Annotated in this window: 26 protein-coding genes; 6 read left to right on the top strand and 20 right to left on the bottom strand. The window is 60.5% G+C overall.

Annotated elements, in window-relative coordinates; all coding sequences use genetic code 11:
* Nucleotides 1-321: 321 nt before the first annotated feature.
* Genes JBO08_RS20375 through ubiE form a run of 9 tightly spaced genes read right to left on the bottom strand, consistent with a single transcriptional unit; the run spans nucleotide 322 to nucleotide 6,296 of the window.
* The gene (locus JBO08_RS20375) at nucleotides 322-1,029 is read right to left on the bottom strand and encodes a 16S rRNA (uracil(1498)-N(3))-methyltransferase (protein WP_065879819.1); all 708 of its coding nucleotides are present in this window, start codon (nucleotides 1,027-1,029) and stop codon (nucleotides 322-324) included.
* Nucleotides 1,026-1,817, bottom strand: coding sequence for a twin-arginine translocase subunit TatC (tatC, locus tag JBO08_RS20370; protein ID WP_049710428.1), 792 nt, complete (start codon nucleotides 1,815-1,817; stop codon nucleotides 1,026-1,028). The genes JBO08_RS20375 and tatC overlap by 4 nt, the downstream gene beginning before the upstream one ends.
* Nucleotides 1,814-2,218 carry a Sec-independent protein translocase protein TatB gene (gene tatB / locus JBO08_RS20365; protein WP_065875745.1) on the bottom strand — a complete coding sequence of 135 codons (405 nt, stop codon included), beginning with the start codon at nucleotides 2,216-2,218 and terminating at the stop codon, nucleotides 1,814-1,816. Before tatB ends, tatC begins: the two co-directional genes overlap by 4 nt.
* A gap of 10 nt (nucleotides 2,219-2,228) precedes the next feature.
* A complete protein-coding gene (locus tag JBO08_RS20360; RefSeq protein WP_065875744.1) occupies nucleotides 2,229-2,507 on the bottom strand; it encodes a twin-arginine translocase TatA/TatE family subunit in 279 nt (92 codons plus the stop codon).
* Between the two features lie 25 nt (nucleotides 2,508-2,532).
* Nucleotides 2,533-2,865, bottom strand: coding sequence for a phosphoribosyl-ATP diphosphatase (locus tag JBO08_RS20355; RefSeq protein ID WP_049710425.1), 333 nt, complete (start codon nucleotides 2,863-2,865; stop codon nucleotides 2,533-2,535).
* Nucleotides 2,866-2,867: 2 nt separating this feature from the next.
* Complete coding sequence (gene hisI / locus JBO08_RS20350; protein WP_032893977.1) at nucleotides 2,868-3,260, bottom strand: phosphoribosyl-AMP cyclohydrolase; 393 nt, start codon at nucleotides 3,258-3,260, stop codon at nucleotides 2,868-2,870.
* Nucleotides 3,261-3,301: 41 nt separating this feature from the next.
* Nucleotides 3,302-4,906 (bottom strand): ubiquinone biosynthesis regulatory protein kinase UbiB, encoded by a 1,605-nt coding sequence (ubiB, locus tag JBO08_RS20345; protein ID WP_049710424.1) that lies wholly within the window; start codon nucleotides 4,904-4,906, stop codon nucleotides 3,302-3,304.
* On the bottom strand, nucleotides 4,903-5,526 hold the full coding sequence (locus JBO08_RS20340; protein WP_065875742.1) for an SCP2 domain-containing protein: 624 nt from the start codon (nucleotides 5,524-5,526) through the stop codon (nucleotides 4,903-4,905). Before JBO08_RS20340 ends, ubiB begins: the two co-directional genes overlap by 4 nt.
* Nucleotides 5,526-6,296, bottom strand: a complete 771-nt coding sequence (ubiE, locus tag JBO08_RS20335) for a bifunctional demethylmenaquinone methyltransferase/2-methoxy-6-polyprenyl-1,4-benzoquinol methylase UbiE (protein ID WP_003171186.1) — start codon at nucleotides 6,294-6,296, stop codon at nucleotides 5,526-5,528. The genes JBO08_RS20340 and ubiE overlap by 1 nt, the downstream gene beginning before the upstream one ends.
* Before the next feature lie 145 nt (nucleotides 6,297-6,441).
* On the opposite strand from ubiE, the gene JBO08_RS20330 reads away from it, so the two are divergent.
* The 3 genes from JBO08_RS20330 (at nucleotide 6,442) to JBO08_RS20320 (ending at nucleotide 8,232) form a co-directional block, all read left to right on the top strand.
* The gene (locus JBO08_RS20330) at nucleotides 6,442-6,717 is read left to right on the top strand and encodes a polyhydroxyalkanoic acid system family protein (protein WP_049710422.1); all 276 of its coding nucleotides are present in this window, start codon (nucleotides 6,442-6,444) and stop codon (nucleotides 6,715-6,717) included.
* A 105-nt stretch (nucleotides 6,718-6,822) separates the two neighbouring features.
* Entirely contained in the window at nucleotides 6,823-7,245 is a 423-nt protein-coding gene (locus JBO08_RS20325) for a phasin family protein (protein ID WP_065945573.1), read from the top strand.
* 12 nt (nucleotides 7,246-7,257) lie between these two features.
* Complete coding sequence (locus tag JBO08_RS20320) at nucleotides 7,258-8,232, top strand: phasin family protein (protein WP_065945572.1); 975 nt, start codon at nucleotides 7,258-7,260, stop codon at nucleotides 8,230-8,232.
* A 146-nt stretch (nucleotides 8,233-8,378) separates the two neighbouring features.
* On the opposite strand, the gene JBO08_RS20315 is transcribed toward JBO08_RS20320, so the two are convergent.
* From JBO08_RS20315 to JBO08_RS20270, 10 genes are all read right to left on the bottom strand, one after another.
* A complete protein-coding gene (locus tag JBO08_RS20315) occupies nucleotides 8,379-8,999 on the bottom strand; it encodes a TetR/AcrR family transcriptional regulator (RefSeq protein ID WP_065875739.1) in 621 nt (206 codons plus the stop codon).
* A 27-nt stretch (nucleotides 9,000-9,026) separates the two neighbouring features.
* Nucleotides 9,027-10,709 (bottom strand): class II poly(R)-hydroxyalkanoic acid synthase, encoded by a 1,683-nt coding sequence (gene phaC / locus JBO08_RS20310; protein WP_065945571.1) that lies wholly within the window; start codon nucleotides 10,707-10,709, stop codon nucleotides 9,027-9,029.
* 88 nt (nucleotides 10,710-10,797) lie between these two features.
* Nucleotides 10,798-11,643, bottom strand: coding sequence for a poly(3-hydroxyalkanoate) depolymerase (phaZ, locus tag JBO08_RS20305; RefSeq protein ID WP_065875737.1), 846 nt, complete (start codon nucleotides 11,641-11,643; stop codon nucleotides 10,798-10,800).
* Nucleotides 11,644-11,792: 149 nt separating this feature from the next.
* Entirely contained in the window at nucleotides 11,793-13,472 is a 1,680-nt protein-coding gene (gene phaC / locus JBO08_RS20300; protein ID WP_065875736.1) for a class II poly(R)-hydroxyalkanoic acid synthase, read from the bottom strand.
* Between the two features lie 252 nt (nucleotides 13,473-13,724).
* Nucleotides 13,725-14,102, bottom strand: coding sequence for a gamma-butyrobetaine hydroxylase-like domain-containing protein (locus JBO08_RS20295; protein WP_065875735.1), 378 nt, complete (start codon nucleotides 14,100-14,102; stop codon nucleotides 13,725-13,727).
* Between the two features lie 148 nt (nucleotides 14,103-14,250).
* Nucleotides 14,251-15,588, bottom strand: coding sequence for an ATP-dependent protease ATPase subunit HslU (gene hslU, locus JBO08_RS20290; RefSeq protein WP_065875734.1), 1,338 nt, complete (start codon nucleotides 15,586-15,588; stop codon nucleotides 14,251-14,253).
* Between the two features lie 37 nt (nucleotides 15,589-15,625).
* On the bottom strand, nucleotides 15,626-16,156 hold the full coding sequence (gene hslV, locus JBO08_RS20285; RefSeq protein WP_049710414.1) for an ATP-dependent protease subunit HslV: 531 nt from the start codon (nucleotides 16,154-16,156) through the stop codon (nucleotides 15,626-15,628).
* Between the two features lie 256 nt (nucleotides 16,157-16,412).
* On the bottom strand, nucleotides 16,413-17,114 hold the full coding sequence (locus JBO08_RS20280; protein WP_049710413.1) for an SPOR domain-containing protein: 702 nt from the start codon (nucleotides 17,112-17,114) through the stop codon (nucleotides 16,413-16,415).
* A gap of 1 nt (nucleotide 17,115) precedes the next feature.
* Nucleotides 17,116-18,852 carry an arginine--tRNA ligase gene (argS, locus tag JBO08_RS20275; RefSeq protein ID WP_220074886.1) on the bottom strand — a complete coding sequence of 579 codons (1,737 nt, stop codon included), beginning with the start codon at nucleotides 18,850-18,852 and terminating at the stop codon, nucleotides 17,116-17,118.
* A 204-nt stretch (nucleotides 18,853-19,056) separates the two neighbouring features.
* Nucleotides 19,057-21,276, bottom strand: coding sequence for a primosomal protein N' (locus JBO08_RS20270; protein WP_065875733.1), 2,220 nt, complete (start codon nucleotides 21,274-21,276; stop codon nucleotides 19,057-19,059).
* Nucleotides 21,277-21,490: 214 nt separating this feature from the next.
* Between JBO08_RS20270 and rpmE the strand changes: the two genes are divergently transcribed.
* The 3 genes from rpmE (at nucleotide 21,491) to JBO08_RS20255 (ending at nucleotide 23,992) form a co-directional block, all read left to right on the top strand.
* Nucleotides 21,491-21,721, top strand: coding sequence for a 50S ribosomal protein L31 (gene rpmE, locus JBO08_RS20265; RefSeq protein WP_049710411.1), 231 nt, complete (start codon nucleotides 21,491-21,493; stop codon nucleotides 21,719-21,721).
* A 14-nt stretch (nucleotides 21,722-21,735) separates the two neighbouring features.
* Nucleotides 21,736-22,542 (top strand): thermonuclease family protein, encoded by an 807-nt coding sequence (locus JBO08_RS20260; protein ID WP_220074885.1) that lies wholly within the window; start codon nucleotides 21,736-21,738, stop codon nucleotides 22,540-22,542.
* Between the two features lie 181 nt (nucleotides 22,543-22,723).
* On the top strand, nucleotides 22,724-23,992 hold the full coding sequence (locus JBO08_RS20255) for a malic enzyme-like NAD(P)-binding protein (protein WP_049710409.1): 1,269 nt from the start codon (nucleotides 22,724-22,726) through the stop codon (nucleotides 23,990-23,992).
* Nucleotides 23,993-24,198: 206 nt separating this feature from the next.
* On the opposite strand, the gene JBO08_RS20250 is transcribed toward JBO08_RS20255, so the two are convergent.
* A complete protein-coding gene (locus JBO08_RS20250) occupies nucleotides 24,199-26,658 on the bottom strand; it encodes a penicillin-binding protein 1A (RefSeq protein WP_405045939.1) in 2,460 nt (819 codons plus the stop codon).
* Nucleotides 26,659-26,871: the final 213 nt, after the last annotated feature.

Raw genomic sequence — 26,871 nt, 5'->3', positions numbered from 1 at the left:
AGCGTCAGCAGCAATACCAGCCCGAAGCCCACGCCCAGCTTGGTTTTGACACTGACATTCCCCAGCTTTTCGGCTAACCATCGATACATGCTGCAAACTCCCCTGGAACAAGGCTTGGACTTATTCGAAGGCTATCGGCTGTCGGGGAGATATCTGTAGGAAATGAGGATTTTGTAGTGAGCGGGCTTGCCCCGCGCTGGGCGGCGAAGCTGCCCCGAACCAGGCGACTTGGTCTTATCTGGGACTCGGTGGCGTCTTTATTGGGGCGGCTGCGCCGCCCAGCGCGGGGCAAGCCCGCTCACTACGAAGAATCGGCTGGTGTTAGAAGAGGCGAGCGAGCAAGGCTGTGACGGCGGTTTCGACGCGCAGGATGCGCGCGCCGAGTTGCACGGGCTGCATGCCGGCCTTGGCCAGCAAGTCCACTTCGTAGGGGATCCAACCGCCTTCCGGGCCAATCGCCAGGGTCACCGGCTCAGCCAGCCCACGCGGGCAGGCCGGGTAATCGCCGGGGTGGCCGATCAGGCCCAGGGTGCCTTCGGTCATGGCCGGCAGGCGGTCTTCGACGAACGGTTTGAAGCGCTTTTCGATCACGATCTCGGGCAGCACCGTGTCCCGCGCCTGTTCCAGGCCCAGGATCAGTTGCTCGCGAATCGCCTCGGGCTCCAGGAATGGGGTTTGCCAGAAGCTCTTTTCGACCCGGTAGCTGTTGACCAACACCACCTTGGGCACGCCCATGGCGGCCACGGTCTGCAGCACCCGGCGCAGCATTTTCGGGCGCGGCAGGGCCAGCAACAGGGTCAGCGGCAGTTTGGCCGGTGGCGGCTGGTCGACGCTCACTTGCAGCTCGGCTTCACCGGCGTCCAGGCGCAGCAACTGCGCATTGCCCATCAGTCCGCCGATACGGCCGACGCGCAGGCTGTCGCCGACGGCGGCGCGGTGGACTTCCTGCATATGCACCAGGCGTCGATCGCGCAGCACCACGCGGTCAGCCGTAATAAAATCGGCCTCTTCCAGCAGCAGCAGGTTCACGGCTGGGTCGCTGGCGGCTGGTCGTCGTCGGCGGGTTGATCATCCGGGTGTTCGCCGCGCTTGCTGATCAAGCCGCTGAACAGGATGCCAATTTCGAACAGCATCCACATCGGCACGGCCAGCAGGGTCTGGGAGAAGATATCCGGCGGCGTGAGGATCATGCCGACCACGAAGCAGCCGATGATCACGTAGGGGCGGATCTTCTTCAGGTACGCCACGTTGACCACGCCGATCCACACCAGCAGCACCACGGCCACCGGGATTTCGAAGGCCACGCCAAAGGCGAAGAACAACGTCATCACGAAGTCGAGGTAGCTGGTGATGTCGGTCATCATCTCCACGCCGGCCGGGGTGGCAGCGGCGAAGAACTTGAAGATCAGCGGGAACACCAGGAAGTACGCGAACGCCATGCCGGTGTAGAACAGCAGGATGCTCGACACCAGCAACGGCACCGCGATGCGCTTCTCATGCTTGTAAAGGCCCGGCGCTATAAAGCCCCAGATCTGGTGCAGGATCACCGGGATCGCCAGGAACAGCGACACCATCATGGTCAGCTTCAACGGTGTGAGGAATGGCGACGACACATCGGTGGCGATCATCGTCGCGCCGGCCGGCAGGTACTGGCGCAGTGGCGTCGAGACAAAGGTGTAGATCTGCTGGGTAAAGGCGAACAACCCGGCAAATATGATGAAGATGGCCGCTACGCAACGCAGCAGGCGGGTACGCAGCTCAGTGAGGTGCGAGACCAGCGGCATATGCTGGTCGTTTTCCGGTTTATCAGCGCTCATGGGGCTCGCGGCGGCAATGTAGGGTCATGGGGCGCGGGCGACGCAACGGGCGTCGGCGCAGGCTCGGTTGGCGCGGTCGTTGCCACGGGGGCGGTTTCAGCGGCGGGCGCGATGCTGTGTTCGGCCACAGGCTGCGCCGGTTTGGCGGGCTCCTGCACGGGCGACAGAATCTTCCGCGCCTCCTGTTCCAACGACAGAATGTGCTCGTTGTGCAGTTGCCGACGAATCTCGTCCGCGCCGATTTCCCGTTCAACTTCCTGTTTGATGGCGTTGAAACTGCGTTTCAGGCGCCCGATCCACAGGCCGGCCGTGCGCGCTGCTCCGGGCAGGCGTTCCGGCCCCAATACCAGCAAGGCCACGAGGCCGACAAGCAGCAGTTCAGAGAAGCTGATACCAAACATTAGTCAGTGCTCACGAGTCTTTGCGGGTCGGCTCTTCGACTTTCTCAGCCTGCACGTCGAAGGTACGACGCTCGGTGATCGGCTGGGTGGCCTGCGGGTGCACAGGCTGGGCCGGTGGTACCGGGTTGGCGACCGGGTCTGCCGGTTTTTCATCGTCGTTCATGGCTTTGCGAAAGCCCTTGATCGACTCGCCCACGTCGGTGCCGAGGTTTTTGAGTTTCTTGGTGCCGAACACCAGTACCACGACCACCAGAATGACGATCCAGTGTTTCCAGTCAAAAATGCCCATGCTGCAAATCCTCAGTCAACGTTATTCAAGTGGACGGACGCGAAGCCTTTTCGGCATGCCCGGACAAGCCAAAGCGACGGTCCAGTTCATCCAGTACAGCCTGCGGATGCTGGCCCAGTTGGGCGAGCATGACCAGGCTGTGGAACCAAAGGTCGGCGGTTTCGTAGATCACATCGCTGCAGTCGCCGCTGATTTGCGCGTCTTTGGCCGCGATGATGGTCTCGACGGATTCTTCGCCGAGTTTTTCCAGAATCTTGTTCAGGCCCTTGTGATACAGGCTGGCGACGTAGGAGCTGTCGGCGTCCGCACCTTTGCGGTCCTCCAGCACCTGGGCCACACGGTTCAGGGTATCGCTCATGTCTAGTGTCCTGCCGGGTAGATGGCGTGCGGGTCTTTGAGTACCGGCTCGACGATCTTCCATTCGCCATTCTCGAACACGCGATAGAAGCAGCTGTGACGGCCGGTATGGCAAGCGATGCCGCCGATCTGCTCGACCTTGAGGATCACCACGTCGGCGTCGCAGTCCAGGCGTAGCTCGTGCAAGGTTTGCACGTGCCCGGACTCTTCGCCCTTGCGCCACAGTTTGCCACGCGAGCGTGACCAGTAGATGGCGCGCTGCTCAGCGGCAGTGAGGCTCAGGGCCTCGCGGTTCATCCAGGCCATCATCAGCACGCGCCCGGTCTTGTAGTCCTGGGCAATGGCCGGCACCAGGCCGTCACTGTCCCACTTGATCTCGTCCAGCCAGTCTTTCATGTTCGGCTCCGGCAATTTGCGACAGTGTATAACCGGATTGGCTATCGACGCACGATCAGATAAACACCCACGGCGACCATGATGCCAGCCGGCCAGTGCCCCAGTTGGTTCAGTGGCCCCCCAATCGCCAGCATTACGCCGCCGACCAGATGGGCTGCACCCAGCAGGCGCAGGAACCAGTCGTCCTTGCGTTTCTGCCATGGCGGCGCCGGGTCCTTGGCGTGGGGCTGGGACATGCGCTCCAACAAGTCGCGGGTCATGTTGGCCAGGTGCGGCAGTTGTTCCATCTGGCTGTGCAGGTTGCCCAGCACGGTTTTCGGGCTCATCCGCTCGCGCATCCAGCGCTCCAGGAACGGTTGGGCGGTGTTCCATAGGTCGAGGTCCGGGTACAGCTGGCGGCCCAGGCCTTCGATGTTCAGCAGGGTTTTTTGCAACAGCACCAGCTGCGGCTGCACTTCCATATTGAAGCGCCGCGCGGTCTGGAACAGGCGCATCAGCACCTGGCCGAATGAAATATCTTTTAACGGTTTTTCAAAGATCGGCTCGCACACGGTGCGGATCGCCGCCTCGAATTCGTTGAGTTTGGTTTCTGCCGGTACCCAGCCCGAGTCGATGTGCAACTGCGCCACGCGGCGATAGTCACGCTTGAAGAAGGCAAACAGGTTACGCGCCAAGTAGTCCTGGTCCTCCGGGGTCAGGCTGCCGACGATACCGCAGTCGATCGCAATGTACTGCGGGCTCCACGGGTTGACGGTGCTGACGAAGATGTTGCCCGGGTGCATGTCGGCGTGGAAGAAACTGTCACGGAACACCTGGGTGAAGAAAATTTCCACGCCGCGCTCGGCGAGCATCTTCATATCGGTGCGCTGGTCGGCCAGGGTCGCAAGGTCGGTGACCTGTACACCATAGATGCGCTCCATCACCAGGACTTTGGGCCGGCACCAGTCCCAATACACTTGCGGCACGTACAGCAACGGCGAGCCTTCGAAGTTGCGCTTGAGCTGGCTGGCGTTGGCCGCTTCGCGCAGCAGGTCGAGTTCGTCGTAGATGGTTTTTTCGTAGTCGGCGACCACGTCCACCGGGTGCAGCAGTCGCGCATCGGCGCTGAAACGCTCGGCGGCGCGGGCGAGGATGAACAACCACGCCAAGTCTTGCCCGATGATCGGCTTGAGGCCTGGGCGGATCACCTTCACCACCACTTCCTCGCCGGTTTTGAGCTGCGCTGCGTGCACTTGCGCGACCGAGGCCGAGGCCAGTGGCTCGACGTCGAAGCGGCTGAAGACTTCGCTGATCTTCTTGCCAAGCTGCTCTTCGATCAGCTTCATTGATTGCTGGGAATCGAAGGGTGGCACGCGGTCCTGCAGCAGCATCAGCTCGTCGGCGATGTCTTCCGGCAACAAGTCGCGACGGGTCGAGAGGATCTGCCCGAACTTGATAAAGATCGGCCCCAGGTCCTGCAAGGCCAGGCGCAGGCGTGCGCCCCGGCTGAGCTCCAGCTGTTTACGCGGGAACCAACGCCATGGCAGCACATAGCGCACGGCAAGCAGGAACCACGGCAGGGGCAGGGCGAACAGCAGGTCATCAAGGCGGTAGCGGATTACAACGCGCTGGATACGAAACAAACGGCGGACGGCAAGCAGCTTCATGCGTTATCGCTTGGATCAAGGGAACGGCTCAGGCGCTCGAAGCGTGCCTCAAGGCGTTCCAGGTCGATTTTGGCCTTGTCGAGTTCACGAAAGCGCGCTTGCGCTTCCCGTTCTCCGACCAGGGTGCGCGATTCTTCGCTCAGGTATTCGGCGAGGTTCTGGTTCAGGCTGGCGAACCCTTGCTGGTACCAACGCGACCTGCTGCGCAGGTGTCCGCTGATCAACTGGGTGGCCACGGGGCCGATCCAGCGGGAGAGCTCGTATTCCCAGTCCAGTTCCAGGTCTTGCAACACGGCGGCCAGGTCCATCAGCGCCGCGCTGTCGCCTTCCAGCTCCACTTCGGCACTGTGCAGGATGGCGGTCTTGTTGCGACTCAGGGCCAGGTGCAACAGGCTCGATGCCGGCGCACGCAAGGTGCAATCGGCCTCGGCGGCCCATTGGCTCGCAAGCATCAGGCCTTCATCGCTGGGCAGGATAAATAGCTGCAGGGCGGGGCTGCGGCAATCGACGGCAATGACTTTGCCGTTGAGGTGCGCAAGCCGCGCCAGCGCGGTGCTGTCCAGGCGCAGTACACGGTTGAGGCCGTGTTCGACGCTGGCGAGAAGACCGGCGAACAACATCAGGGCTTGATGCCACGGTGCAGCGCGACGATACCCGAGGTCATGTTGTGGTAAGTCACGCGGTCGAAGCCGGCCTCTACCATCATCGACTTGAGGGTTTCCTGGTCAGGGTGCATGCGGATCGATTCAGCCAGGTAGCGGTAGCTCTCGGCGTCATTGGTGATCAGCTTGCCCATCAACGGCATGAAGGCGAACGAGTAGGTGTCGTAGACCTTGGACATCAGCGCGTTGGTCGGCTTGGAGAACTCCAGTACCAACAGGCGGCCGCCCGGCTTGAGCACGCGCAGCATCGAGCGGATTGCGTCTTCCTTGTGGGTCACGTTGCGCAGGCCGAAAGCGATGGTCACGCAGTCGAAATGGTTGTCGGGGAACGGCAGCTTTTCAGCGTCGGCCTGGACGAACTCGATATTGCCGGCCACGCCTTTGTCGAGCAGGCGGTCGCGACCGACCTTGAGCATCGAACCGTTGATGTCCGCCAACACCACCTGGCCGGTCGGGCCAACGAGCTTGGAGAACTTCGCTGCCAGGTCGCCCGTGCCGCCGGCGATATCCAACACGCGATTGCCGGTGCGTACACCCGACAACTCGATGGTGAAGCGCTTCCACAGGCGGTGCATACCGCCCGACAGCACGTCGTTCATCAGGTCGTACTTGGCGGCTACAGAGTGGAACACCTCAGCGACTTTTTCCGCTTTTTGGCTTTCCGGGACGTTCTTGAAGCCGAAGTGAGTGGTGGGTTCGGCATCGCTGCCTTTGCGCTGATCAGTCATATCGCTGTCACCAAAAGAGAATGCGGGACATGATAATCCCCAAGGCCTGCTTTGTCTTGGCAAGGCTGCAGGTAAGATAGGTCATCACAGAGACCTTTTGCCGCATGGAAGGTTTACAACGTCGCTATAAAGAGGAGTCATTGCAATGGCCCGTATAACCGTTGAGCGTGCACATTCCCTGGGTAAAGAAGGCGCACGGGCAAAGGCCGACAAGTTGGCGCAAAAACTCAAGGAGCAATATGGCCTCGAGCCGTCATGGTCCGGGGACACCTTGAACCTCAAGCGTTCTGGGGTGAAAGGCACGGTAGTAGTGGCCGATGATTCTTTACGCATTGATGTGGAGCTGGGCCTGTTGATGTCGGCCATGAGCGGCACCATCAAGTCTGAAATTGAAAAGGCGCTGGATAAGGCGCTGGCGTGATCCGCTCGTTCTTAGGGTGCCGATTCTAATTTTTCACCCTACTTTGTGCCCAAGCCCTCAACTCCTGTGGGCCGTTCCTCCACCCTATTCTGCGTGAGGTGCACCATGGCCAAAGTTATCCTGAAGAAAAAAATCGACGTCGAGACCACTACGCTGAGCGACGTTAAATCCTACGCCCGCAAGATCTGGCTGGCAGGACTTGGTGCCTATGCCAAGGTTGGAAGTGAGGGCGGCGAGTATTTCAAAGAGCTGGTTAAAACTGGTCAACATGTTGAAAGTAAAGGCAAAAAAGTTGCAGTTGAACAACTTGAGGCCGCCAACAGTCAGATTGATCAAGTAAAGAGTAACGTCTCCTCCGTCAAAGGCCTGGTAGAAGTTCAGCTGGATAAAGTTGAAAAAGCTTTTGATACTCGTGTTGCAAGTGCCTTGAATCGAATCGGCATTGCGTCTAAACATGACGTTGAGACACTCTCTGCTAAGCTCGAAGAGCTGACGACATTGCTAGAACGTATCGCGCGTAAACACTAAGGAGACATCGGGATGGCTGTTAAAAAGACTACTCAGAAAGAAGGCAGCTCGTGGGTCGGGGAAGTTGAAAAATATTCCCGTAAGATCTGGCTTGCTGGTTTAGGCGTGTACTCGAAGGTTAGCAGTGACGGTGGCAAGTACTTCGAGACTTTGGTCAAGGACGGCGAGAAGGCCGAGAAGTTGACCAAAACCACGGTTGGTAAAAAAGTTGAAGCGGCCAAGGCAACTGCCGGTTCCGCCAAGTCGAGCATTTCTGACACGTGGGGCAAGTTGGAAGAAACTTTCGACAAGCGCCTTAACAGTGCCATTTCGCGACTGGGCGTGCCTAGCAAAGCAGAACTGAAGACGCTGCACAGCAAGGTCGATACCCTGACCAAGCAAATTGAAAAGCTCACGGGTGCCAAAGTAGCTCCGGCGAAAACTGCCGCCGCTAAACCCGCTGCCAAGCCGGCTGCTAAAACTGCTGCGGCCAAACCTGCCGTGAAAGCGGCCGCCAAGCCCCTGGTAAAAGCTGCCGCCAAACCGGCTGCCAAAGCTGCGGCCAAGGCGCCAGCCAAAGCTGTTGCTAAACCAGCCGCCAAGCCTGCGGCAAAAACGGCAGCTGCCAAGCCTGCCGCTAAACCGGTAGCCGCTAAAGCTGCTGCTAAGCCCGCCGCCAAGGCAGCAGCAAAACCAGCCGCCAAACCTGCGGCTAAAACCGCGGCGGCAAAGCCTGCTGCCAAACCAGCCGCAGCGAAACCAGCAACCAAGTCCGCCGCCGCGAAGCCGGCCGCGAAACCTGCTGCAGCCAAGCCTGCGGCCAAACCAGCCGCCGCGAAGAAACCAGCAGTAGCGAAAAAACCAGCAGCATCCAAGCCTGCTGTTGCGGCCAAGCCTGCTGCTACGGCACCCACCGCTTCCACAGCCAACTCAGTGTCCGCACCGACCCCTGCTGCTGTGACCCCGACTGCAACGCCGGCAACCCCGACGCCATCCAGTCAGTCCTGATTTTCCCCAGGACACAAAAATGCCCGGCCTGCAAAGGTCGGGCATTTTTTATGGGTGGTAGCTGGCTTGCCTGCAATTGAGGGGTGTCAGGCCCCACATGAGCTGACTGATCCAGCGCTACCGCAGGCAAGCCAGCTCCTACATTTTCAGACGGGGTCATCCAGGTATTTCAGCGCGAATTTCTCGGTTGCCAGCCGCGCCGGCAGCAACAGATGCGGCGCCACCAACATCATGATCTGGTACACCACCACCTGCACCTCGCCTTCACGGTCGAGAATCCGTTGGTAATCCAGGGAAAACAACAAGGTCATGGTGATCTGCTCCACCAGTTGCCCCAAGGCTTGAGTGCCACTCACCAACTGCCCCGCCGCCTTCAGCCGCGCCAGCAACGAAGCCAGGGTGCGCTTGAGCGCCGTGAGCAGGTTGCGAATACCTTTGGCCAGCTTCGGCAGGCGCCCGGCCAGGTTCGACAGGTCCTGGAACAGGAACCGGTAATGGGCCATGCGCTCGACGATCAGGTGCAGGAACAGCCAGTAATCCTCGGCTTCCAGCTGTGCGTCGGCGGGTGGGTCGAGCAGCGGCGCCAGCTCATTCTGAAAGCGCTCGAACAGCCCGAGGACCAGCGGCTCCTTGCCATGGAAGTGGTAGTAAAGGTTGCCGGGGCTGATCCCCATTTCATTGGCCACCTCCATGGTCGACACGTTCGGTTCGCCCTTCTGGTTGAACAACTGCAGGGCACATTCAAGGATACGGTCGCGCGTCTTCATCCAGTCTTCTTAATGTGATTGTTGAGCTCAACGCACCCGAACATAGGTGCCAGGCGCTGCTTCCATCGGTGGGTAATTCTGGTTGCCCAGGGCGGTGAGGGTTTCGCGTTGCACGCCTGAGCGTTGCTGGACCCACTCCAGCCATTGCGGCCACCAGCTACCCTCGACGTGGTTGGCGTCGTAGTACCAGGCGCGCGGGTCGCTGCTCATCTTAGGGTTTTCGACGTAATTGGCCTTTGGGTTGCCCGGCGGGTTGAGGATGCTCTGGATGTGCCCGCTGTTGGACAGCACGAAGCGCCGGTCGCCGCCCAGCAGTTGGGTCGAGCGGTACACCGCGTCCCACGGCGTGATGTGGTCGTTGATCCCGGCCACACTGAAACTGTCCACCGTGACCTTTTGCAGATCGATAGGCGTGCCGCATACCTCCAGGCCGCCGGGGTGGCTGAGTGGGTTGTGCTTGAAGAAGTCCAGCAGGTCGCCGTGCAGCGCGGCGGGCAGGCGCGTGTTGTCGTTGTTCCAGTACAGGATGTCGAAGGCGGGCGGTTCCTTGCCCAGCAGGTAGTTATTGATCCAATAGTTCCAGATCAGATCATTGGGGCGCATCCAGGCAAAGACCTTGGCCATGTCGCGGCCATCCAGCACGCCTTGCTGGTAAGAGCGGCGCTTGGCGGCTTCCAGGGTTTGTTCGTCGGCGAACAGCGTGGCGGGGCTTTCGATCTGGCTGTCCAGCAGGCTGACCAGGTAGCTGGCGCTGGAGATGCGCCGCAGCTGGCGCTTGGCCTGCAGGTGGCCTTGCAGCGCGGCGATGGTCAGGCCGCCGGCGCAGGCGCCCATCAGGTTGACCTCGCGCGCGCCGGTGATCGCCCGGCACACGTTGAGCGCTTCTTCCGCAGCGGCGACGTAGGTCGAAAGGCCCCATTCGCGGTGCCGCACGTCGGGGTTTCGCCAACTGATCATGAAGGTCTGCAGGCCGTTTTTCAGGGCGTATTGCACAAAGCTGTTGGCCGGGCTCAGGTCGAAAATGTAGTACTTATTGATTTGCGGCGGCACCACCAGCAGGGGCTTGGCATATTGTTTTTCGCTCATGGGCTTGTACTGGATCAGCTCCAGTAGCTCATTGCGAAACACCACTGAGCCGGGTGTGGTCGCCACTGTCTTGCCGACCTCGAACGCGTGCTTGCTCACCTGGCGTGGCAGGCCATTGTTGTGCAGCAGGTCCTCGAACAGGTTGCTCACGCCGCGCACCACACTGTTGCCACCGGAGTTGAGCAGCTCCTTGATGGCCAGCGGGTTGAGCAGGGTGTTGGAAGGCGAGACGGCATCGTTGAACAGGGCGAACGCAAAATGCGCCCGTGCCCGGTCATCGGCGCTCAGGGTGCTGTCGTCAATCCACTGGCGGGATTGCTTCTGCCAGCTCAAATAGGCTTGCAGGCTGCGCCGGTACAGGGGGTTGAGTTTCCAGGTGGGGTCGGTGAAGCGGCTGTCATTGGGATTGGGCGCATGCACGGTTTCGCCCAGCAATACACGGCCCAATTGCCCGCCCAGCGCCACGGCGTGGCGCGCGGTATGCACCGGGTTGCGCAAGCCGTGGGCGGCGACGCTGCGCAGGGTTGACAGTAAATCCCGGCCACGCAGGCCGGTGATCGCAGTTTGCGCATTGATGAACGCGGCAGGGGTGGGCGCCGGGTTCGTCACGGGTCTTTCTCGCATGAGCCAACACTCCTTCGTCAAGCCATCAACAGGCACGCCAATTCAGAACCATAGTTGGTTCCTGGCAAGTTGCGCGGCGATGAGGTCCTTACACCGCCGGTCGCGGATGAATCACCGCGCGCATGCGCTCCTCTTCGAGAAACTTCATGATGATCGGTGCCACGGCTTCGGCCCGGGTGATCAGGAATAGGTGGCCATCATCAATGATGTGCAACTGCGCATTGGGAATGCGCCAGGCGAGCATGCGCATGTTGATCAGCGGGATCAGCGGGTCGTCGTCCCCGGCCAGCACCAGGGTGGGCTGGCGGATTTTGTGCAGCCAATGGATGCTGGTCCAACCCAGCCCGGCAAACAACTGCCAGTAGTAACCCAGCTTGCCGGCCGAGCGCACTTTGCTCGCGTGTTCGGCGGCCAGTTTCGAATCGCGGCGGAACGAGCCGCCGTAAATCATCGGCGCAATGCGCACCACGTGGGACGGTTGGATGTAACGGCGTGGGCTGGCCATCAGCCACAGCACTTTGGGCTTGCCCGGCACCATCACCGCACCCGCTGCCGTGGCCGCGAGGATCAGCTTTTTACAACGCTCCGGGTAGTCGTAGGCGAATTGCTGCGCTAGCGCGCCACCCCACGACACACCCACTGCGCTGACCTGGCCGTAGTCCAGGTAATCGAGCATGCGCGCGGTAAGTTTGGCCAGGCCGGGAAAACGGTAGGGCCGGTTGGGCGTCGACGAACCGCCCACGCCGGGCACATCGAAGGCGATCACTTCCAGGTCCGGGTCCAGCGCCTGGACGAACGGAAACACCAGCTCGAGGTTGGCGCCGATGCCATTGAAGATCAGCAAAGGCGTCAAGTGAGGCTTGCCCGGACGCACCGCCGTGCGGATGGCCTGGCCATCCAAGTCGATGGTACGGAAGATGAACGGTTGCGGCATGCTCAAGCCCTGTGAGGTGGTGCATAGTTCTAATGGGTGATGCGGACCTTGTGGGAGCTGGCTTGCCTGCGATGGCGGTGGTGAATCCCATACCGCTTTCGCAGGCAAGCCAGCTCCCACATCGATCTCATTTCAACCACAAGGTTGGGTTAGCGTTCATGCACGTATGTTCCGGGCGCCGCTTCGGCTGCGGCGTACGTTTTATTACCTAATGCCGTCGGTGCTTTCTTCAACTTCCCCGCCCGCTCCGCCTGCCATACCTGCCAATGCAGCCACCAGGAATCGGTGTGCTTGGTTGCATTCTCCTGCCATTCCAGCGGTTTCGCCGTGAGGCTGTCACTGGTCTGGTAACGCGCCTTGGGATTACCCGGTGGATTAAGAATGCTCTGGATGTGACCGCTGCTGGACAACACGAATTCAACCTTTCCACCAAACAGCTGCGCCGACTTGTAGCAAGACTGCCACGGCGTGATGTGGTCGTTGGTGCCGGCCAGTGAATAGATATCGGCGGTGACCTGCTTGAGGTCAATCGGCGTACCGCACACTTCCAGGGCGTTGGCGCGGACCAGTGGATTATTTTTGAACAGTTCGATCAGGTCGCCGTGGAAGGCGGCAGGCAAGCGCGTGGTGTCGTTGTTCCAGAACAAGATGTCGAACACCGGCGGCTCGTTGCCGAGCAGGTAATTGTTGACCCAGTAGTTCCAGATCAGGTCGTTGGGGCGCATCCAGGCGAACACCTTGGCCATGTCGCGGCCTTCCAGCACGCCGGCCTGATAGGAATGGCGCTTGGCCGCTTCCAGGGTCTGTTCGTCGACAAACAGCGCCACCTGGGTGTCCAACGTGGTGTCCAGCACGCTCACCAGCAGGGTCAGGGCGTTGACCTTCTTCTCGCCCAGCGCCGCGTAGTGGCCCAGCAGCGCGGTGCAGGTAATGCCACCGGAGCAGGCGCCGAGCATGTTGATGTCTTTGCTGCCGGTGATCGCGGTGACCACATCGACCGCTTCCTTGAGCGCTTCGATATAGGTCGACAGGCCCCATTCACGCTGGGCCTTGGTCGGGTTGCGCCAGCTGACGATAAACGTCTGCTGGCCATTGCGCAGGCAAAAGCGCGCCAGGCTCTTATCCGGGCTCAAGTCGAACACATAGAATTTGTTGATCTGCGGCGGCACCACCAACAGCGGGCGCTCGTGCACCTGTTCGGTGATCGGCTTGTACTGGATCAACTCCAGCACGTCGTTGCGAAACACTACGGCACCTTCGGTGGTGCCCAGGCTCTTGCCCACTTCAAAGGCGCCCATGTTGACCTGGCTCGGCATGCCGCCGTTGTGCACCATGTCCTTGGCCAAGTGTGACAGGCCGTCGAGCAGGCTTTTGCCGCCGGTTTCAAAAAAGCGTTTGACCGCCGCCGGGTTGGCCGCGCTGTTAGTCGGGGCCATGGCTTCGGTCATCAGGTTGATCACGAAGTGGCCGCGACTGATGTCCTGTTCCGACAGGTTGCTGTCGCCGATCCAGTCGTGCAGCTCCTTGCGCCACGCCAGGTAGGTCTGCAAATAACGTTTGTAGAGCGGGTTCTGGCTCCAGGCAGGGTCATGGAAACGACGGTCGTCGCTTTCGGGTACCAGCTGCGATTTGCCGAACATCACATTCTTCAATTCCACGCCAAAATGCGCGACGTGTTTGACGCTGTGCAACGGTTGCTTGATGGCTTGGGTCAGCACCATCTTCGCCGAGGCGAGTAAATCCTTTTTACGTAACGCGATGATCGGGTTCAGCCCCAGGGTGTTTTCCGAGGCCTGGCGTTTCAAGTCATCGTTATTCTTGTTACTCATCTACGACGCTCCATTGTCCGAAAGACGAGTACCCGTTACTGCCGCTGTGCACCCAGTTTCGATACACAACACAAGCCAGGTACTGCGACTCGGGTGACCGTTGATACCGCATCGTCAAATGCAGGGAACTTGCCAGCTCCATTGGTTACCCGAGTTTAATTTTTTTCGCAAGCGGACCAATCGTTGGTCACGCGACAGGGCATTCAAGCAGATGAAATTAGAAAATGCCCTCTAAAGAGCAAGACGCCTGGGCTAGAGCATCAGCCGCACGACCGACTGATTCGGATCGCGGGTTTTGCCGGCCGCTTTAAGTTCGGCAAGGTAGTCGGCCCACAGCGCATCCTGACGCACGGCCAGCTGGTAGAGGTAGTCCCAGGTGAACAGTCCGCTGTCATGCCCGTCGTCAAAGGTCAATTTCAGTGCGTACTGACCGGCGGGTTCTATTTTGACTAACCGAACGTTGAGCTTGCCGAATTGCAGGATCGGTTTGCCGTGGCCCTGGACCTCGGCGGAAGGCGAGTGGGTGCGCAGCAGTTCGGCGGGGAGTTGGTAAACCTCGTCGGGGCCGTAGGTGAGGCCGAGGGTATTGGAGGTTTTGTGCAGGTTTACAGCTGTAGGAAATTTAGACATTGGAGATGATCCTGAAGGAACCGGCTCAAAAATGTGGGAGCGGGCTTGCTCGCGAATGCGCAGTGTCAGTCAGTACATATGTGACTGATTCACCGCATTCGCGAGCAAGCCCGCTCCCACATTAAAGCAAAGCGGTTCTGCGTGAGGCTTACAGGATATAACGAGACAGATCTTCGTTCTGCGCCAATTCGCCCAGATGGCTGTTGACGTAATCCGCATCAATCTTGATCACTTCGCCATTTTGCGCACCGGCCAAGTCGCCTGCGCTGAAGGACACTTCCTCCAGCAAACGCTCAAGCAGGGTATGCAGGCGACGCGCACCGATGTTCTCGGTCTTCTCGTTGACCTGCCAGGCGATCTCCGCCAGGCGCTTGATGCCATCGGTTTGGAACTCGATGCCCAAGCCTTCGGTTTTCAGCAGCTCACGGTATTGCTCGGTGAGAGAAGCATGCGGTTCGCTGAGGATGCGCTCGAAGTCGCCCGGGGTCAGTGCCTTGAGCTCGACGCGAATCGGCAGGCGGCCTTGCAGCTCCGGCACCAGATCGCTTGGTTTGCTCAGGTGGAAGGCGCCGGAGGCGATAAACAGGATATGGTCGGTCTTGACCATGCCCAGCTTGGTGTTCACGGTGCAGCCTTCGATCAGCGGCAACAGGTCGCGCTGCACGCCTTCACGGGACACATCCACGCCGCCCGAGTTACCGCGCTTGGCGACCTTGTCGATCTCGTCGATAAACACGATGCCGTGCTGCTCGACTGCCTCCAGGGCCTTGGCCTTGAGTTCTTCCTCATTCACCAGGCGCCCGGCTTCTTCGTCGCGCACCAGTTTCAGCGCTTCCTTCACCTTGAGCTTGCGGCTTTTCTTCTTGCCCTTGCCCATGTTGGCGAACAGGTTCTGCAACTGGCTGGTCATTTCTTCCATGCCAGGCGGGGCGGAGATGTCGACACCGGAGACTTCGGCGACTTCGATCTCGATTTCCTTGTCGTCCAACTGGCCTTCACGCAGGCGCTTGCGGAACAGCTGGCGGGTGTTGGAATCCGAGGCCGGTGCGGCGTCTTCGTTGAAACCCATGCGTGCCGGTGGCAGCAGGGCATCAAGGATGCGTTCTTCTGCGGCGTCTTCGGCGCGGTGGCTGACCTTGGTCATTTCCTGTTCGCGCAGCAGCTTCAGCGCGGCATCGGCCAAGTCACGAATGATCGACTCGACGTCGCGGCCCACGTAGCCCACTTCGGTGAACTTGGTGGCTTCGACCTTGATGAACGGTGCATTGGCCAGTTTGGCCAAGCGACGGGCGATTTCGGTTTTACCGACGCCGGTAGGGCCGATCATCAGGATGTTTTTCGGCGTTACTTCAACACGCAGCTCTTCGGGCAGTTGCATACGGCGCCAGCGGTTACGCAGCGCGATGGCAACGGCGCGCTTGGCATCGTCCTGGCCGATGATATGGCGGTTGAGTTCATGGACGATTTCGCGGGGAGTCATGGACATAGTGTTTGGCGGCCTCAAGCGAGAATAAGCCTAAGGCTTATTCGGCGAGGTCCTGCTCCTCAATGGTCTGATTGTGGTTGGTGAACACGCAGATATCGCCGGCAATGCCCAAGGCCGTCTCGACGATTTCGCGGGCCGACAGGTCGGTTTTCTTCAACAGTGCGCTGGCTGCCGCTTGGGCGTAGCCACCGCCGGAACCCATGGCGATCAGGCCATGTTCAGGCTCAACCACATCGCCGTTACCGGTGATGATCAGGGAGGCATCTTTGTTGGCGACGGCCAACATGGCTTCCAGGCGGCTGAGCGTGCGGTCGGTGCGCCATTCTTTGGCGAGCTCGACGGCGGCGCGTACGAGGTGGCCCTGGTGTTTTTCCAGCTGGCCTTCGAAGCGCTCGAAGAGGGTGAAGGCGTCGGCGGTAGCGCCGGCAAAGCCCGCGAGAACCTGGCCGTGGTACAGGCGACGCACTTTCTTGGCGTTGCCTTTCATCACGGTATTGCCAAGGGAAACCTGGCCGTCGCCGCCCATGACGACTTTGCCGTGGCGACGTACTGAAACGATGGTGGTCAAGGGGAGAGTCTCCACGCAGCGGGGCGAAAATGCCCTGATGGAAACTGATATGGGGGTGGCGAGGGGGATTTCAACTGTAGGACGGGAGGGCGGACGAGTGGTGTTTATGTGTCGGACTCGGTCCTGCGACCGCTGAAAATCAAATGTGGGAGCTGGCTTGCCTGCGATGGCGGTGTGTCAGTCACTGAAAATATTGACTGTTACACCGCCATCGCAGGCAAGCCAGCTCCCACATTTTTACTGTGTTGGCTGCGAGCTAGCGGCTTTGGCGTTGTTGTAACAACAGGTTGCTAAAGCCCGCGCCGGCCAATTGTTTCTGCGCGACGGTCAGCTGTTCACGGTTGCTGAATGGCCCCACCAGCACGCGGTACCAGGTCGCATCCTTCACCGTACCCGACTCTACCGTCACCGCCTGGCCCAGCAGAATGATCTGCGCACGCACGCGATCCGCATCCGCCTGTTTCGGGAACGAGCCCGCTTGCAGGAAGAACTTGGTCACCGGCGCTGCCTTGGTCTCGGCGACCGGTGGTGCTGGCGGCGGGGTGATCCCGGCCAATGCGGCCTGGGCGCGCGCGGTGTCGATTTTCGCCGCTTCTGCCGGGGTGACCGGCGTGGTCGGCACTTGCGGCGTCGGCAGGGTTTTCTCCGGTACGGCGTCAGGCGGCACGATCACTTCCGATTCCGGCAGCAGTGTGTAGAAGTCGTACTTTGGCTTCACCGGTGCTGTCGGGCTTGGTGCGGTCTTATTGGCTTCGGCCATTTTGGTGGCTTTCTGCTGCTCCTGTTTGACCCGTTTGACGTCGTCGCCCTGGCCTGGGTCCAGTTTCATCAGGAACACGATAAACGCGCCAACGGTGAGGCCGATGGCCATCCACAGCCAGCCTGGAATAGGCTTCTTTGCCGGGGCCTGGTAACGGCTGGCGCCGCGCTTGGGTGCAGGTTTTTTCTTGGCAGCCAACTTACATACGCTCCAGAGTTTCCAGGCCTAACAGTTCCAGGCCTTGCTTGAGGGTCCGTCCAGCCAGTGCGGCGAGGCGCAGGCGGCTTTGCTTCTGGGCTTCGTCGTCGGCGGTCAGGATCGGGCAGTTCTCGTAGAAGCTGGAGAACAGGCCCGCGACTTCGTACAGGTAGGTGCACAGAATGTGCGGGGTGCCTTTCTCGCCGACGCTGTTCAGCACTTCGCCGAATTGCGCGAGCTTGGCGGCCAGTTCTTGCTCGTGCGGAGCGTCCAGCACGATCTGGCCGTCAACTTCGCTGAAGTCCTTGCCCAACTTGCGGAACACACCGGCCACACGGGTGTAGGCGTACAGCAGGTAAGGCGCGGTGTTGCCTTCGAAATTGAGCATCAGGTCGAAGTTGAAGCTGTAGTCGCTGGTACGGTGCTTGGACAGGTCGGCGTATTTGACCGCGCCAATGCCCACCACGCGGGCGATGTTGCGCAGGTCGGCTTCGGCGAGCTCCGGGTTCTTTTCCTTCACCAGGGTGTAGGCGCGCTCCTGGGCTTCGGTCAGCAGGTCGATCAGCTTTACCGTGCCGCCATCGCGGGTCTTGAACGGGCGGCCATCGGCGCCGTTCATGGTGCCAAAGCCCATGTGTTCCATGTGCATCGGGTGGGTGACGAAACCGGCTTTGCGCGCTACGGCGAACACTTGCTGGAAGTGCAGGGCCTGGCGCTGGTCGACGAAGTACAGCGCGCGGTCAGCTTTGAGCGTGCCGCTGCGGTAGCGTACAGCCGCCAGGTCAGTAGTGGCGTAGAGGTAGCCGCCATCGGCCTTGACGATGATCACCGGCAGCGGCTCGCCGTCGGCGTTCTTGAATTCGTCGAGGAACACGCACTGGGCGCCGCTGCTCTCGACCAGCATGCCAGCAGCCTTCAAGTCGTTGACCACATTGATCAAGTCGTCATTGTAGGCGCTTTCGCCCATCACATCGGCCATGGTCAACTTGACGTTGAGCAGTTCGTAGATCTTCTGGCAGTGGGACAGTGAGATGTCCTTGAACTTGGTCCACAACGCCAGGCATTCGGCATCGCCGGCCTGCAGCTTCACTACCAAGCCCCGGGCGCGGTCGGCGAACTCTTCTGATTCATCAAAGCGCTTCTTGGCCGCGCGATAGAAATTTTCCAGGTCTGACAATTCGTCGCTGGTGATCGGGTTTTCCTGCAGGTAGGCCATCAGCATGCCGAACTGGGTGCCCCAGTCGCCGACGTGGTTCTGACGGATGACTTCGTCACCGAGGAACTCCAGGACCCGTGCTACGCCGTCGCCGATGATGGTCGAGCGCAAGTGGCCGACGTGCATCTCTTTGGCCAGGTTGGGGGCCGACAGGTCGACCACGGTGCGCTGGGCCGGGCCGGCTTTGCGCGCGCCCACATGGGCATCGACCAAGGCCGCGTCGAGGCGATTGGCCAAGGCCTGGGTGTTCTGGAAGAAGTTGATGAAGCCAGGGCCGGCGATTTCGGCCTTGGTGACGCTTTCATCGGCAGGCAGCGCGGCAATGATTTTTTCAGCCAGGTCGCGTGGTTTCATGCCGGCAGGCTTGGACAGCATCATCGCAATGTTGCTGGCGAAGTCGCCGTGGGTCTTGTCGCGGGTGTTTTCCACCTGGATCGCCGGCGTCAGGCCTTCAGGCAACACACCTTCGTTGACGAGTTGGGTGAGGGCTTGTTGGATCAGCTGGCGAATGGTGTCTTTCATGGTGTTCTCTTTCGACCGCAAGCGGCGGCGCGCGATGCGCAGGTGGAAAAACTGGGCATTATCCGTGGCGAGGGCGGGCTTGCCAACCATTCAGACGGGGTGGCGGACCTGCGGGCCTCATCGCGGGCAAGCCCGCTCCCATATTTAAGGCTATTCACATTTCAAATTATGGGAGCTGGCTTGCCTGCGATGGCAATTTAACGGTCAGTACAAATCCACCGGGTCCACATCCAACGACCATCGCACTTGTCGGCCGCTGGGCATTTGCTCCAAGGCAAGCAACCAGCTACTTAATAGCCGATGCAGGGGCGCACGGGAGGTTGCTTGCAAGAGTAGCTGAGCACGATAACGCCCGGCGCGGCGTTCCATGGGCGCAGGCACTGGGCCGAGCAGTTCGATGCCGCTCAGACCCAGCTCGCCGAGCAAACGTTCGGCGGCGCTGCACGCTTCATCCAGAAAGCTCTCGGCCTGCCCTGGTTTGTGGGCTTCGGCGCGTAACAACGCTAAATGGGAAAAAGGCGGCAGGCCGGCGGCGCGGCGTTCGCTCAGCGCCTGTTCGGCGAATGCAAAGTAACCTTGTTCAGTCAGTTGGATCAGCAGCGGATGTTCGGCCAGGTGCGTCTGGATAATCACTCGGCCTGGCTCTTCGGCGCGACCCGCGCGGCCAGCGACCTGCACGATCAACTGCGCCATGCGTTCGCTGGCGCGGAAATCCCCGGAGAACAGCCCGCCGTCGGCGTCCAAGATCGACACTAGGGTCACCCGTGGAAAATGGTGCCCTTTGGCAAGCATCTGCGTGCCGATCAAGATGCACGGTTGGCCCTTCTGGATGGTCGCGAACAGTTGGCTCATTGCGTCTTTGCGCGAGGTGCTGTCACGGTCGACGCGCAGCACCGGGTAATCGGGGAACAGAATGCCCAGGCGCTCTTCCGCACGTTCGGTGCCCGCGCCTACCGGTCGCAGGTCGACTTTGCCGCATTGCGGGCAGTGGCGTGGCACCCGCTCCACATGGCCGCAGTGATGGCAGCGTAATTCGCCGTGGCGCTGGTGCACGGTCATGCGCGCATCGCAGCGCTCGCACTCGGACATCCAGCCGCAGTCGTGGCACAGCAGCGTCGGCGCAAAGCCCCGGCGATTGAGAAACACCAATACCTGCTGGCCGGCGGCGAGGGTCTGGCCGATGGCTTGTTGCATGGGCCCGGAAATACCGCTGTCCAATGGGCGACTTTTAACGTCGAGGCGCAGGAAACGTGGCTGCTTGGCGCCGCCCGCACGCTCGTTCAGGCGTAGCAGGCCGTAACGGCCGGTGTAGGCGTTGTGCAGGCTTTCCAGGGACGGCGTGGCCGAGCCCAGCACAATCGGGATGTCTTCCTGGCGTGCGCGCACCAGCGCCAGGTCGCGGGCATGGTAGCGCAGGCCTTCCTGCTGTTTGTAAGAGCCGTCGTGCTCCTCGTCGATGATGATCAGCCCGGGGTTTTTCATCGGGGTGAACAGCGCCGAACGGGTACCGATAATAATGTCGGCTTCGCCATCTCGCGCGGCCAGCCACGACTCCAGTCGCTCACGGTCGTTAACCGCCGAGTGCACCAGGGCGATACGTGCGTTGAAACGCTGTTCGAAGCGCGCCAGGGTTTGCGGGCCCAGGTTGATCTCGGGAATCAACACCAGTGCCTGTTTACCGGCTTGCAGGGTTTCGCGGATCAACTGCAAATAGACTTCGGTCTTGCCGCTGCCGGTGACCCCGGCCAACAGGAAGGCGTGGAAACTGTCGAAGCCTGCACGAATGGCTTCATACGCAGCGCGTTGCTCTGGGTTCAGCGGCAATTCCGGCTGGGCCAGCCAGTGTTCGTGGCGGGCGTTGGGGGTGTGCTTGCGGATCTCCACCTGCACCAAGCCTTTAGCCAGCAGCAGGTCGAGGCTGTCCTTGCTCAGCATCAGCTTGCTTAACAGTTGATGAGCCACGCCGTGGGGATGCTGTGCCAGTGTCGCCAAGGCTTCACGCTGGCGCGGGGCGCGGGCGATACGCGGGTCGTCGAGGCGCGCGCCGGGCACCGTCGACCAGAAGCGTTCCTGGCGTGCTTCGGCCAGTTCGCCTTGGCGCAACAGTACCGGCAATGCCCAGCTTAAAGTGTCGCCCAGGCTGTGCTGGTAATACTGGGCCGTCCACAGGCACAGCTTGAACAACGCAGGTGGCAGCGGTGGGGTGGCGTCCAGCATAGCCAGCGCGGGCTTGAGCTTTTCCGCAGGCACTTCGCTATGGTCGGCGACTTCCACCAGGATGCCGATCATTTCCCGCCGGCCAAAGGGTACACGTACGCGCATGCCCGGCTGCAACTGCGCTCGCAGCACGCCAGACGGAGCCCGGTAATCGAACAGGCGGCGCAGGGGCGAGGGCAGGGCTAGGCGCAAAATGGCGTCGGGCACGCGGGGGTCTCATATAAAGGCAGGCGGTGGCGCAGGGGCGGGAGCCTAGCAGACAGGCGCAGGCTTGGGTATGCCGCACTTTCTGATGAAAGGCGGGGATTCAGCCAGATGCGCCGCTTGCGCGATTAAAAAGGTCTGGTAGAATCCGCGGCCTAATTACGTGCGGTATTCGACAATAGTGTCGAGTGGCGGCACGCTAGCCCGAGGAAGTGCCATGAAAGCCGATATCCATCCAGCGTACGAAACCATCGAAGTAACCTGCAGCTGCGGCAACAAGTTCGAAACGCGTTCGAACCTGTGCAAGCCACTGGGTACTGACGTATGCAACGAGTGCCACCCGTTCTACACCGGTAAGCAGAAAACTCTGGACACCGGCGGCCGTGTACAGCGCTTCGCTGATCGCTTTGGTGCTTTCGGCAAGAAGCCTGCTACTCCAGCAGAGTAAGGCTCAAAGGCCTTATGGGCTTTTGCCAGCTGTTGAAAAAGGCGTCCCTTGTGGGCGCCTTTTTTGTGCCTGGGTTTTGGCAATCAGCCGCCCAGGCGAACGTGTTCTGCCCCGCGCCGCCAGGCCTTGCCCAGGTGGAGGTGCAGCGCGTGGTGGATGGCGACACGGTGCGCCTCAAGGATGGTCGCAGCGTACGGATGATTGGCCTCAATGCGCCGGAGACCGGCAAGCGAGGCCGTTCCGACGAGCCCTTCGCCGTCGCTGCCCGTCAGCGCTTGCAGGCGTTGGTTGACGCCAGCGACAGTCGCCTCGGCCTGGTGCCTGGGCGCGAGGGCAAAGACCACTACGGCCGTACGCTGGCTCATTTCTACGGTGCCGATGGCGAGAATCTGGAAGCGCAGTTGCTGGCCGAGGGCCTGGCGTTTCAAGTGGGTGTCGCGCCCAATGTCGATCTTGTCACTTGCCAGCAGGCGGCCGAAAACACTGCCCGCAAGGCGCGACTGGGTCTTTGGCGCCAGTCGCCAGTGCAACAGGTGGCGCAGCTCAAGCAATCCGGCTTCGTGCTTGTCAGCGGTAACGTGCGCAAGATCGAACGCAATCGTGGTGGAATCTGGATCGAATTGCAGGGTTCACTGGTATTACGCATTGCACCCGACCTCATCCGACAATTCGACGCCGCATGGCTAAGTGGTCTGCAAGGCAAGACAATCGAGGCGCGCGGCTGGGTGCAGGATCGCGCCAAGCGGGGCGCCCTGAAAAACGGCCAGGCACGTTGGCTGCTGCCAGTGACCGATCCCGGTATGCTCAAATCGATTTATTAATAAAAAATTGTAGACATTTTTTTAAGCGATTGTGAACACTTGAGCCCTTGTATCCCGTGGCCTTAGACCAAAGTACGGCACTTTGGGGCCTTGACACCTGTGACTGCCCAGTCTTGTAGGGACTTTGCGACACGCGTATCCTCGGCGGTCCGTCGACCAACAGTAAAAGCGGAATGCCGATATGTCTGATTTGAAAACTGCCGCTCTCGAATACCATGCCCATCCTCGTCCAGGAAAGCTGAGTGTAGAGCTCACCAAAGCCACTGCCACCGCCCGCGACCTGTCGTTGGCCTACAGCCCTGGTGTTGCCGAGCCCGTACGTGAAATCGCCCGCGACCCTGAACTGGCGTACAAGTACACCGGCAAAGGCAACCTGGTTGCAGTGATTTCCGATGGCACCGCGATTCTCGGCCTGGGCAACCTTGGCCCATTGGCGTCCAAGCCAGTCATGGAAGGTAAGGGCGTGCTGTTCAAGCGCTTCGCCGGCATCGACGTTTTCGACATCGAAGTCGACTCCGAAAGCCCGCAGGCGTTCATCGACACGGTCAAGCGCATTTCCATCACCTTTGGTGGCATCAACCTGGAAGACATCAAGGCACCTGAGTGCTTCGAGATTGAAAAGGCCCTGATCGAACAGTGCGACATTCCGGTATTCCACGATGACCAGCACGGCACCGCGATCGTTACCGCAGCCGGCATGATCAACGCCCTGGAAATCGCTGGCAAAACCCTGGCTGATGCCAAGATCGTCTGCCTGGGTGCCGGCGCTGCGGCCATCTCGTGCATGAAGTTGATCGTGAGCATGGGTGCCAAGCTGGAAAACATCTACATGGTCGACAGCAAGGGCGTGATCCAGTCCGAGCGTACCGACCTGAACCAGTACAAGGCGATGTTTGCCCATCCTTCGTCCAAGCGCACCCTGGCTGACGCGCTCGACGGTGCAGACGTGTTCGTCGGCCTGTCCGGCCCGAACCTGCTGAGCGCCGAAGGCTTGAAGTCCATGGCGGCCAACCCGATCGTGTTCGCCTGCTCCAACCCGGACCCGGAGATCTCGCCGGAACTGGCGCATGCCACTCGCAACGACGTGATCATGGCCACTGGCCGTTCGGACTACCCGAACCAGGTCAACAACGTTCTGGGCTTCCCGTTCATCTTCCGTGGCGCCCTCGACGTTCGCGCCAAGCGCATCAACGAAGAGATGAAAGTGGCTGCTGCCAACGCCCTGCGTGAACTGGCCAAACTGCCGGTGCCTCAGGACGTGTGCGATGCCTACGGTGGCGCCAAGCTGGAATTCGGTCGCGAGTACATCATCCCGAAACCAATGGATAAGCGCCTGATCACCCTGATCTCCGATGCCGTGGCCAAAGCCGCCATCGAGACCGGTGTGGCTACCCTGCCGTATCCGAAGAACTACCCGCTGCAAAGCGTGGATGATGTGTTCAACGGCTAAGCCGTTGTAGCGCACCAACAAAAAGCCCCGGCTCTCGCGAGTCGGGGCTTTTTTGTGGCGATTCACTTGAGCCCTGTGGAGATCCAAGTGTGGGAGCGGGCTTGCCCGCGATAGCGATGGGTCAATCAGCTCATGTGGCGCCTGCCACACTGCAATCGCGGGCAAGCCCGCTCCCACATTGGATCTGTTTCAGGCCATAAATCTCACTAGAACAGGTCGATCGGCGCTGCCTCATCCGCCGGCAGCGGGCTGCCCGGTGCAACGCCATTGCCCAGCTCATTGACCGACGGCGGCGTGTCTTCGCTCTTGAACAGTTCGAAGTACGCATTCGGTGTGCTTGGCGAGGCCGCGCGGCCGCTGACCGGATCGATGCGCAGGCTGAGGATGCCTTCCGGCTCAGGCTGCGTGTGCGGCGGCTTGTCCTTCAAGGCCGCGCCCATGTAGCTCATCCAGATCGGCAGTGCGACGGTGCCCCCGAACTCGCGGCGGCCCAGGCTTTCCGGCTGGTCATAACCGGTCCATACGGTGGTCACGTAGTCGGCGTTGTAGCCGGAGAACCAGGCGTCCTTGGACTCGTTGGTGGTACCGGTCTTGCCGGCGATGTCCGGACGGTTCAGCGCCAGTGCGCGGCGGCCGGTACCTTTCTTGATGACGTCTTCCAAGATGCTGTTGAGGATATAAGTGGTACGGCCGTCGACGATGCGCTCGGCGACTGCAGGCGTCTGGGGCTCAGCCGGCGTGTCGTTGGCCGCAGGCGTTGTGCCTGGGGTCGGCTCGATGGTGATGCCTCCGTTGCTCGGGGCTGCCAGGCCATCAGTCGCCGCCACGCCGTTGACCACATCCCCCGGCACGCGCGGTGGGTTGGCCGTGAACAGGGTGTCGCCATTGCGGCTTTCGATCTTGTCGATCAGGTACGGCGCGATCTTGTAGCCGCCGTTGGCAAACGTGCTCCAGCCGGTGGCGATTTCCATCGGTGTAAGGGTCGCCGTACCCAAGGCCAGGGACAGGTTCGGCGGCAGGTCCGACTTGGCAAAGCCAAAGCGCGTCATGTAATCGATGGTCTTGCCCACGCCCATCGCCTGCAGCAGGCGGATCGACACCAGGTTACGCGACTTGTACAGCGCCTCGCGGATGCGGATCGGACCGAGGAACGTGTTGGTGTCGTTCTTCGGGCGCCAGACCTTGTCCAGGTACTCGTCGACAAACACGATAGGCGCATCGTTGACCAGGCTGGCGGCGGTGTAGCCGTTGTCCAGTGCGGCGCTGTAGATGAACGGCTTGAAGCTCGAACCGGGCTGGCGCTTAGCCTGGGTCGCACGGTTGTAGTTGCTCTGCTCGAACGCGAAGCCGCCGACCAGGGCGCGGATTGCACCGTTCTGTGGGTCCAGCGAAACCAGCGCGCCTTGGGCCAGTGGCACCTGGCTGAATTTGAGGCTGTCGTCCTTCTGGCGTTGCACGCGGATCAGATCGCCCACTTGCGCCACGTCCGAAGGCTGCTTAGGCATCGCGCCCATGCTGTTGGTATTCAGGAAAGGGCGCGCCCATTTCATGCTGTCCCACGCCACATGGGCTTCGCCGGTACGGGTCAGCACCTGCACGCCATCTTTCTTCACCTGGGTGACGATGGCCGGCTCCAGGCCGCTGATCGGGCGTTGTTTGCCAAGCTCTGTGGTCCAGGCGCTCAGCGTTTTGCCCGGCAGGCGCGATTCAGGGCCGCGGTAGCCATGGCGCTGGTCGTAGGTGATCAGGCCGGAATGCACCGCCTCATTGGCGATGTCCTGCAGGTTGCTCGGCACGGTGGTGGTCACGCGGAAACCTTCGGTGTAGGCCTCGCTGCCGTAACGGCCGACCATCTCGGCGCGCGCCATTTCGGCGATATAGGGTGCGTTCACTTCCGGCGTCGGCACGTGGTAGCTGGCGTTCAGTGGTTCGGCGATGGCGCTTTCGTAAGCGGCCTGGTCGATCTTGCCCAGCTTGTACATGCGCCCCAGGATCCAGTCGCGGCGTTCTTTGCTGCGCGCCGGGTTGGCCAGGGGGTTGAAGCGTGATGGGGCCTTTGGCAGGCCGGCAATCATGGCCATCTGCGCCAGGCTGGCATCACGAATTGACTTGCCGTAGTAGACCTGCGAAGCCGCCTCGATTCCGTAGGCGCGGTTGCCCAGGTAAATCTTGTTCACGTACAGCTCGAGGATCTCGTCCTTGGTCAACTGGCGCTCAATCTGCAGTGCCAAGAGGATCTCCGTGGCCTTGCGCGAAAAGCTGCGCTCGCTGGTGAGGAAGAAGTTCTTCGCCACCTGCATGGTGATGGTGCTGCCGCCGGATTGAATGTGTCCGCTTTTTACCAATTGTGTCGCCGCACGCACCAAGCTGCTGGGGTCGACGCCATAGTGGTTGGCAAAATTATCATCTTCGGCCGACAGCAAGGCGCTGATGAAATTGGGTGGAATATCGGCAAAACGAATCGGTGTGCGGCGCATTTCGCCGAACTCCGCGATTAATTTTTCATCGCTGCTGTAGACCCGCAAAGGAATCTGCAACTGGATACTTCTAAGAGCCTCTACGGAGGGTAAACCCGGACTAAGGTAGAGGTAGGCCCCGCTGAGCACGAGCAGCAGCCCGCAAACGATGGCGACAATGGAGTACCCGAAAAACTTCAGCAGACGAATCAAGGCTTTTGGATTTCCAGAGAAAAGAATGAGTTAGGCGTCGGGGCATGCATGGCAAACGATGGATCGACCCGAGCTGCAGATAAAAAGCGGAAAAAAACGCTGGGCATTAAAGCATTTTTCGACTTGGGGCGTCATTCGCGCCGGTTCAACAAGTCGACCGAATGCATGGTGCACAACGGCAATCAGGCGGTATGACAGACAAAGTTTTAG

This window comes from Pseudomonas sp. LAP_36, from assembly GCF_019456785.1.
Lineage (GTDB): Bacteria > Pseudomonadota > Gammaproteobacteria > Pseudomonadales > Pseudomonadaceae > Aquipseudomonas > Aquipseudomonas tritici.
This window is presented reverse-complemented; position numbering and strand designations above follow the sequence as displayed.

What these genes read in the sequence shown, in the direction of transcription:
- tatC (WP_049710428.1), bottom strand. Translation starts at nt 1,817, where the DNA reads ATGAGCGCTGATAAACCGGAAAACGACCAGCATATGCCGCTGGTCTCG.
- tatB (WP_065875745.1), bottom strand. Translation starts at nt 2,218, where the DNA reads ATGTTTGGTATCAGCTTCTCTGAACTGCTGCTTGTCGGCCTCGTGGCC.
- JBO08_RS20360 (WP_065875744.1), bottom strand. Translation starts at nt 2,507, where the DNA reads ATGGGCATTTTTGACTGGAAACACTGGATCGTCATTCTGGTGGTCGTG.
- JBO08_RS20355 (WP_049710425.1), bottom strand. Translation starts at nt 2,865, where the DNA reads ATGAGCGATACCCTGAACCGTGTGGCCCAGGTGCTGGAGGACCGCAAA.
- hisI (WP_032893977.1), bottom strand. Translation starts at nt 3,260, where the DNA reads ATGAAAGACTGGCTGGACGAGATCAAGTGGGACAGTGACGGCCTGGTG.
- ubiB (WP_049710424.1), bottom strand. Translation starts at nt 4,906, where the DNA reads ATGAAGCTGCTTGCCGTCCGCCGTTTGTTTCGTATCCAGCGCGTTGTA.
- JBO08_RS20340 (WP_065875742.1), bottom strand. Translation starts at nt 5,526, where the DNA reads ATGTTGTTCGCCGGTCTTCTCGCCAGCGTCGAACACGGCCTCAACCGT.
- ubiE (WP_003171186.1), bottom strand. Translation starts at nt 6,296, where the DNA reads ATGACTGATCAGCGCAAAGGCAGCGATGCCGAACCCACCACTCACTTC.
- JBO08_RS20330 (WP_049710422.1), top strand. Translation starts at nt 6,442, where the DNA reads ATGGCCCGTATAACCGTTGAGCGTGCACATTCCCTGGGTAAAGAAGGC.
- JBO08_RS20325 (WP_065945573.1), top strand. Translation starts at nt 6,823, where the DNA reads ATGGCCAAAGTTATCCTGAAGAAAAAAATCGACGTCGAGACCACTACG.
- JBO08_RS20320 (WP_065945572.1), top strand. Translation starts at nt 7,258, where the DNA reads ATGGCTGTTAAAAAGACTACTCAGAAAGAAGGCAGCTCGTGGGTCGGG.
- JBO08_RS20315 (WP_065875739.1), bottom strand. Translation starts at nt 8,999, where the DNA reads ATGAAGACGCGCGACCGTATCCTTGAATGTGCCCTGCAGTTGTTCAAC.
- phaC (WP_065945571.1), bottom strand. Translation starts at nt 10,709, where the DNA reads ATGCGAGAAAGACCCGTGACGAACCCGGCGCCCACCCCTGCCGCGTTC.
- phaZ (WP_065875737.1), bottom strand. Translation starts at nt 11,643, where the DNA reads ATGCCGCAACCGTTCATCTTCCGTACCATCGACTTGGATGGCCAGGCC.
- phaC (WP_065875736.1), bottom strand. Translation starts at nt 13,472, where the DNA reads ATGAGTAACAAGAATAACGATGACTTGAAACGCCAGGCCTCGGAAAAC.
- JBO08_RS20295 (WP_065875735.1), bottom strand. Translation starts at nt 14,102, where the DNA reads ATGTCTAAATTTCCTACAGCTGTAAACCTGCACAAAACCTCCAATACC.
- hslU (WP_065875734.1), bottom strand. Translation starts at nt 15,588, where the DNA reads ATGTCCATGACTCCCCGCGAAATCGTCCATGAACTCAACCGCCATATC.
- argS (WP_220074886.1), bottom strand. Translation starts at nt 18,852, where the DNA reads ATGAAAGACACCATTCGCCAGCTGATCCAACAAGCCCTCACCCAACTC.
- rpmE (WP_049710411.1), top strand. Translation starts at nt 21,491, where the DNA reads ATGAAAGCCGATATCCATCCAGCGTACGAAACCATCGAAGTAACCTGC.
- JBO08_RS20260 (WP_220074885.1), top strand. Translation starts at nt 21,736, where the DNA reads ATGGGCTTTTGCCAGCTGTTGAAAAAGGCGTCCCTTGTGGGCGCCTTT.
- JBO08_RS20255 (WP_049710409.1), top strand. Translation starts at nt 22,724, where the DNA reads ATGTCTGATTTGAAAACTGCCGCTCTCGAATACCATGCCCATCCTCGT.